Source organism: Bradyrhizobium sp. YR681 (assembly GCF_000282615.1).
Lineage (GTDB): Bacteria > Pseudomonadota > Alphaproteobacteria > Rhizobiales > Xanthobacteraceae > Bradyrhizobium.
The window spans coordinates 20,282-27,394 of the sequence record NZ_AKIY01000287.1; the positions used below are offsets into that span (position 1 = coordinate 20,282).

5 protein-coding genes are annotated in these 7,113 nt (G+C 65.0%); all 5 read left to right on the top strand.

All coding sequences use genetic code 11. The features are described 5' to 3' along the window. Positions 1-106: 106 nt before the first annotated feature. The 5 genes from PMI42_RS31050 (at position 107) to PMI42_RS31070 (ending at position 7,003) form a co-directional block, all read left to right on the top strand. Positions 107-2,224 carry a TonB-dependent receptor plug domain-containing protein gene (locus PMI42_RS31050; RefSeq protein ID WP_008142251.1) on the top strand — a complete coding sequence of 706 codons (2,118 nt, stop codon included), beginning with the start codon at positions 107-109 and terminating at the stop codon, positions 2,222-2,224. Positions 2,225-2,239: 15 nt separating this feature from the next. After that, positions 2,240-3,250 carry a DUF6925 family protein gene (locus tag PMI42_RS31055; RefSeq protein WP_008142253.1) on the top strand — a complete coding sequence of 337 codons (1,011 nt, stop codon included), beginning with the start codon at positions 2,240-2,242 and terminating at the stop codon, positions 3,248-3,250. A gap of 61 nt (positions 3,251-3,311) precedes the next feature. After that, complete coding sequence (locus PMI42_RS31060; RefSeq protein ID WP_008142255.1) at positions 3,312-3,893, top strand: hypothetical protein; 582 nt, start codon at positions 3,312-3,314, stop codon at positions 3,891-3,893. Between the two features lie 571 nt (positions 3,894-4,464). Next, entirely contained in the window at positions 4,465-6,189 is a 1,725-nt protein-coding gene (gene ilvD, locus PMI42_RS31065) for a dihydroxy-acid dehydratase (protein ID WP_008142257.1), read from the top strand. Next, the gene (locus PMI42_RS31070; RefSeq protein ID WP_008142259.1) at positions 6,176-7,003 is read left to right on the top strand and encodes a tetratricopeptide repeat protein; all 828 of its coding nucleotides are present in this window, start codon (positions 6,176-6,178) and stop codon (positions 7,001-7,003) included. Before ilvD ends, PMI42_RS31070 begins: the two co-directional genes overlap by 14 nt. Positions 7,004-7,113 lie beyond the last annotated feature (110 nt).

Here is a 7,113-nt window from a genome sequence, read left to right on the forward strand (position 1 = left end):
TGTCGGTCGGGGAGTACAGGCATTAGCTTCACCGGAGCAATCGATCGCTCCGCGTGAAACCTCGTTCGCTGTGACGTGCCACTGACGTCATACCGAGGTTACAAGAGTGTCCCGTATTGTCTCTGCCGCCAGGCGCTTCAGCGCCGGCCTTGTCGTGTCCGTTTCCCTGTCTTCGCTCGATCCGTCCATCGCCTTCGCGCAGCAATCGGCATCGCCGGATCTGCTGCGTCCGGTCGAGGTCGCGCCCGCCGAGCGTGCGGCCAAGCCGCAAGCCGCGCGGCGTACGCCTGACAAGCCCGGGCGGCGGCGTGTCGTCCAGGAGCCGAAGCCGGAGGCGCTGCCGGCGTCGCCCGCTGTTGCCGGCGTCTCCGCTGCCAACCTGTTTCCAACGGTCGTTGTCAGCCCAACCGGTGTCGTCACCCCGAGCCATCTGGTTGCGAACTCCGTGACGGTCCTGACCGCCAGAGATCTTGAGCGCGACCAGCGCCGGACTGCGTCCGATGCGCTCAGCGCCGTTCCCGGGCTCAACCTGGTCCAGACCGGCGGGCCGGGCGGACAGACGTCGATCTTCATGCGCGGAACCAATTCCAACCACACCAAGGTCCTGATCGACGGCATCGACGTCAGCGATCCCGGCAACCCGAACCGCTCGTTCGATTTCGGCCAGCTGCTCACCGCGGACATCCAGCAGATCGAGGTCCTGCGCGGCCCGCAGAGCGGTCTCTACGGCGCAGACGCGCTGGGCGGCGTCGTCTCCATCGTCACGAAGAAGGGCGATGGTCCCGCCCGCGTGGCCGGCTCGGTCGAGGGCGGCTCGTTCGGGACGCTCAACCAGACGGCAGGCCTGAGCGGTTCACAGGACCACTTCAACTATGCCTTCAACGTCGCCCATTTCCACGCCAGCGACGTGCCGGTGACGCCGGTCGAATTGCTGCCGCCGGGACAGAAGGCGATCGGCAACCGCTACGACAACATGACCTATTCGACCAAGCTCGGCGCCGATGTCAGCGAGAACCTGACGCTCAACGGCGTGGTGCGCTACACCGACGCCACTTTGCGCTTCACCGGCGACAGCTTCGATCCCGTGACATTTGCAAGCTTTCCCGCGGCTGCGCAAAGCACGCAGACGGTGCATCAGCTCTTCACGCGCGGGGAGGCGGTCTGGTCGGTTCTCGATGACCGGATGAAGAGCTATTTCGGCGTCAACTACACCAATCACTGGAACTCCAGCATCTCGCCCGGCGATGCGATGCCCACGATCAACACCGGCGATCGCGTCAAGTATGATTGGCACACCACGACGGAGCTGGCGCCGAACAACAACGTCATCATTGGCGCGGAGCATGAGACCGAGACCCTGCAAACGGCGACGGTCTCCGCGCAAAACGTCAACAAGGCCGGCTATATGGAGCTGCAGTCCCAATTCCGGGATCGCGTGTTCTTCACGGCCAACGTCAGGCAGGACGACAACGAGCGGTTCGGAGAGCATCCGACCTTTCGCCTGGCGTCTGCTGTGATCGCTCCGGTCACCGATACGAAGTTCAAGGGAAGTTACGGCACAGGATTCAAGGCGCCGACGCTCAACCAGCTTTACGTCAGCTTTCCCGCGTTCTTCTTCTTCGCCAATCCCAATCTCAAGCCGGAGGAGAGCGTCGGATACGACGCCGGCTTCGAGCAGCCCCTGTTCGGCGATCGTGTCCGCTTCGGCTCGACCTACTTCCGCAACAACATCACCGGCCTGATCCAGAGCACGTTCGATCCCCTGACATTCACGAGCAGCTACACCAATATCGGCAAGGCGATCACGGAAGGAACGGAGAGCTTCGTGGCGGCGGCCATCACCGACCGGCTGCGTGTGCGGGCCGACTACACCTTCACCCGCGCGGTCGATGCGACGGCGGGACAGGAATTGCTGAGGCGTCCGAAGGAGAAGTGGAGCGCCAACGTGATCTGGAATCCGATCGACCCGCTGACATTGTCCGCAACCGTGCTGCACGTCGGAAGTTTCGTCGACGGCAACCGCGACTTCAGCATTCCGCGTCTGCTGGCGCCGGCCTACACCGTCGTCAACGTGGCGGCCGAATATCTGGTCACCGACCAGATGAAGGTGTTCGGCCGGGTCGATAATGTGGCCAATGTGCACTACCAGAATCCGACCGGCTTTCTTCAGCCGGGACTTGGCGTCTATGGCGGCATTCGCCTTGCGAATTACGACGTCAGATAGCGGGAGAGAGGCCTCATGACGATCGCCGATCCGCTCATGGACTTCCTTGCAAGCCAGCTTGCCGACGTCGAGGCCGGCTGGAGCGTCGGCGCATTCGGTGCCATCGCCGAGTTCACGCGCGACCCCGGCGATAGCGTCGACATGGAACGGTCCCGCGACAAGGCCAGCGTCGTGACCGACAAGGGTGGGATACGCATCGTGTCCCACCCGGAGCTGCGCCTGATCGCGTCGGAGTCGCCGACGACGGAAAGCTGGAGCCACCGCATCGCGCTCTGTCTCCCGCAAGCGGCGAGCGCCATGAGCGGCCGCGATGTGCTGTCCGAGATCGGGCCGGACCGCGAGGCGCTGCGCAGCCGGGATCGCAACGACGTCCTGTTCGACCTTGGCCTCGGAACGTTGCAGGTCGATGCCTGCATCCGCGTCGGCGATGCCGATGTCGCCGCGGCGCTCAGGCGCAGCACCGGCCAATCCGTGTTCGCGGCCGCAAGCGATGCGATGCGGATCATCCTCGCCGCCAATCCGCATCGCGTCTTCATCAGCAGGCTGGGGCGGGCCGAAGTGTTCCAGCCGATCCCGCCGCCGGGCGGCAAGAGCCCGGACGGTCCGCACACCCATGTCCTGCCAAAGCTGCTCGCGCACGGCCGCACCCATGCCGCGACCGAGCCGCTGCCGGAGGGCTGGATTCCCTGCGCCCATCTCTATCCGGCTCATCCGTTGCGCGATCAGCTCGGCCGCAAGCGCGCGTTTCGGCCGGACCATCACGCAGCCTTCCAGGCCATGCTCGAACGCTACGGCGTGCCGGAGCTGGCCAGCTTGAAGCGGAGCGTCGTTGCGGCCGTGACGGCCGGTCAGGGGCCCGCGACGGTGACGCTTCCGTCTGACCGCGCGGCGCGCGCCACCGTTCGGGTGGCGTTGCGGCAGTTGACCGAGCTGGAACCGTGCGCGCCGGCGCTCGGCGACTGGCAAGCGGCCTGCGACCGACGCGATCCCTCCGATGCCGAAGACCCCATGGAGGCCCTTCACTGAGTTCAAGCGTGCTGCCGCGTTCCCTCGAAATGTGCTACAAATCCTGCAAGGAGATCGTTCCATGACTGTCACTATCCTGCCGCCGCATGCCGACCGTTTCCGCCTTCACCCCGTCGCACCGCGCCTTGCGCCGATGTTCTGCTTTGGGCTGCTGACGGTGTCGTGCGCGCTGGCAAGTTTTGCGCTGGCCTGCGCAACGCCGTTTGCGGCCTTCGCCGTCATCGCGGCCGCGATGCTGCCGCTGCGCCCGGCGCTGCTCGTCGTCACCGGCGCGTGGCTGGTGAACCAGGGCATCGGTTTTGGCGTGCTGCACTATCCGGTCGATGGCAGCACCATCGCCTGGGGTTTGGCCATCGGCGCCGCTGCGCTGATTGCGACCGCCGTCTCGTCAGGAGTGCTCCGCGCGCTGCCGCAGGGCCGCACGCCACTGATGCTGGCGATCGCATTCGTTGCCGCCTATGCGGCCTATGAGCTGGTGTTGCTCGCCGTAACGCCGGCGCTCGGCGGAGAGGGCGCCTTCACCGCCGCCATCGTGACGCGGATCGGACTGACCAGCGCCGTCTGGCTCGCCGGCCTCGTCGCCGCCTGCGAGATCGTCCGCCTGGTCGATCCGTTTGGCCGCAAGGGCGCGATGTCGGCCTGAGCGGCCTCTGCTGGCCGCCTGTTTGTAGCCCGGATGGAGCGAAGCGAGATCCGCGGCCGCAGCCTGTGAAATGACCCCGGGTGGCGCTTCGCTCCATCCGGGAGCGCGACACAACACCATCACCTTATCCTGAGGTGGCCGCTTCTTCAGCGGCCCTCAAGGGGCGACGGCGATGGAGCGCTTCGCGCCCCATCACGCCTCGGGAAGACGGAGCCAAGCTCCGACTCAGTTGAGGCAAATTGCTTCCCAAAGACCACGCCGGCGCGCGTCGCATCCACAGCGCAATCTAAAGCTGCTGATTGTCATATTTGGGAGGGTATCTCAGTAAGCCAGCCCGTGTCTTCCCGGTAACGATTGTGCTGTCTTCGCAACACTCACGGTGGATTTAACCGTCATCACTGGTCGTTCGCAGCACCGCCGCTTTTTAGCCACACCCGAACATGAATAAAATATCTCTAATGTTTTGGCGGCAGCGGCGGCCTTCAGCAGCGGCGGGAAATCCCAAGGTCGATTCAAATCTTGGCTCTGATTTTTCGGGTCTGAAAGGGTTGACCGGGGAAACTGGTTTGCGATGGACGCGAAGACCAACATCAAGCAGAGGCTGCCGAGCCGTCACGTGACGGAAGGCCCCGCGCGCGCGCCGCACCGGTCCTATTTCTATGCCATGGGTCTGACCACCGAGCAGATCCACCAGCCCTTCGTCGGCGTCGCCTCGTGCTGGAACGAGGCCGCCCCCTGCAACATCTCGCTGATGCGCCAGGCGCAGGCGGTGAAAAAGGGTGTGGCGTCCGCCGGCGGCACACCGCGCGAATTCTGCACCATCACCGTCACAGATGGCATCGCCATGGGCCATGACGGCATGCGCTCCTCGCTGCCGTCGCGCGAATGCATCGCCGACTCGGTCGAGCTGACCGTGCGGGGCCATGCCTATGACGCCCTGGTGGGCTTGGCCGGCTGCGACAAGTCGCTGCCGGGCATGATGATGGCGATGGTCCGCCTCAACGTGCCCTCGATCTTCATCTATGGCGGGTCGATCCTGCCCGGCAATTTCCGCGGGCAGCAGGTCACCGTGCAGGACATGTTCGAAGCCGTCGGCAAGCACTCGGTCGGCGCCATGTCGGACGAGGACCTCGACGAAATCGAGCGCGTGGCGTGCCCTTCGGCGGGTGCCTGCGGTGCGCAGTTCACCGCCAACACCATGGCGACCGTGTCCGAGGCGATTGGCCTCGCGCTGCCTTACTCGGCCGGTGCTCCGGCACCGTATGAAATCCGCGACGCCTTCTGCATGACCGCGGGCGAAAAGGTGATGGACCTGATCGCCCAGAACATCCGGCCGCGCGACATCGTCACCCGCAAGGCGCTGGAGAATGCCGCTGCCGTCGTGGCGGCCTCTGGCGGCTCGACCAATGCTGCACTGCACCTGCCGGCGATCGCGCATGAGTGCGGCATCAAGTTCGACCTGTTCGACGTCGCCGAAATCTTCAAAAAGACACCTTATGTCGCGGATTTGAAGCCGGGTGGCCGTTATGTCGCCAAAGACATGTTTGAAGTAGGTGGCATACCGCTTCTGATGAAGACGCTGCTCGACAACGGATTTCTCCACGGCGACTGCATTACGGTCACCGGTCGAACGATCGCCGAAAACCTCAAAAGCGTGAAATGGAATCCGCACCAGGACGTGGTGCACCCGGCAGACAAGCCGATCACCGTCACCGGCGGTGTGGTGGGTCTGAAGGGCAATCTGGCGCCAGAAGGTGCGATCGTGAAAGTCGCGGGAATGTCCAACCTCAAATTTACCGGTCCGGCCAGGTGCTTCGACCGGGAGGAGGACGCGTTCGAGGCGGTCCAGAAGCGCACCTACCGGGAAGGCGAAGTCATCGTGATCCGCTACGAGGGCCCCAAGGGCGGTCCCGGCATGCGGGAGATGCTCCAGACCACCGCAGCGCTGACCGGGCAGGGCATGGGCGGCAAGATCGCGCTCATCACCGACGGCCGCTTCTCCGGCGCCACCCGCGGCTTCTGCATCGGCCATGTCGGGCCGGAAGCGGCCATCGGTGGCCCGATCGGGCTGCTCGAGGACGGCGACATCATCGAGATCGACGCAGTCGTCGGTACCCTTAACGTAAAATTGAGCGACCAGGAGCTTGCCCAGCGCAAGACCAAATGGAGCGCTCGCGCGACTAACCACACGACGGGCGCGCTCTGGAAATATGCTCAGCAGGTTGGACCCGCGGTCGGGGGGGCAGTGACCCATCCGGGCGGCGCGCACGAGAAACAGTGCTATGCGGACATCTAGGCGTGCCATAGTTGCGTTTGTGTTGGGGGCCGGTGCGCTGGCCATGCCGGCGTTCGCCTTCGACGGCGCGCCGGTCAACAACAGGGACGCGGCCCTCTCTGTCATGACGACCTTGCCGGGCACTGCGCCGGCCGTGCGCGGCAGGACAGCGCCGGCGACCGCGCCGCAGGAAACCTCGCTCAGCGCCCTGCAATATGCCGCCGAGGGCGGCCATCCGATCGCGCAGTGGAAGCTCGGCCGCATGTACGCCAACGGCGACGGCGTCGCCCAGGACGATGTGCGCGCCTTCGAATATTTCAGCCAGATTGCCAACGCGCATGCCGATGACAGCCCGTCGGCGCCGCAGGCGCAGATCGTGGCCAATGCCTTCGTCGCGCTCGGCCGTTATTATCTGAACGGGATCCCGAACTCGAAGATCAAGCCGAACCAGGACCGGGCACGGGAGATGTTCTCCTATGCCGCGTCCTATTTCGGCAATGCGGACGCCCAGTACGATCTCGCCCGGCTGTACCTGAAGACGCCGGACGCCTCGCGCGAGGATTTCCGCTATGGCGCCCGCTGGCTCGGCCTCGCGGCCCAAAAGGGCCAGCACGAGGCGCAGGCGCTGCTTGGCCAGATGCTGTTCAACGGCGACCGCCTGCCCCGGCAGGCCGCGCGCGGCCTGATGTGGCTGACCTTGGCGCGTGACAGCGCGGGTCCCGAAGAGGCCTGGATCAAGGAAAGCTACAACCGCGCCCTCGCCAAGGCGTCGGACGACGACCGCGCCATGTGCCTGCAAATGCTGGAGCAATGGGTGCAGGGGCGCCGCGAATAAGGCTTGGTCCCGTAGGGTGGGCAAAGGCGCGAAGCGCCGTGCCCACGATCTCTTCATGAACGAAAAAGGTGGTGGGCACGCTTCGCTTTGCCCACCCTACGGCAGCTGCG

Excerpts from the sequence above, each read along its gene's own strand:
- PMI42_RS31055 (WP_008142253.1), top strand. The coding sequence starts at position 2,240 with ATGACGATCGCCGATCCGCTCATGGACTTCCTTGCAAGCCAGCTTGCC.
- PMI42_RS31060 (WP_008142255.1), top strand. The coding sequence starts at position 3,312 with ATGACTGTCACTATCCTGCCGCCGCATGCCGACCGTTTCCGCCTTCAC.
- ilvD (WP_008142257.1), top strand. The coding sequence starts at position 4,465 with ATGGACGCGAAGACCAACATCAAGCAGAGGCTGCCGAGCCGTCACGTG.
- PMI42_RS31070 (WP_008142259.1), top strand. The coding sequence starts at position 6,176 with ATGCGGACATCTAGGCGTGCCATAGTTGCGTTTGTGTTGGGGGCCGGT.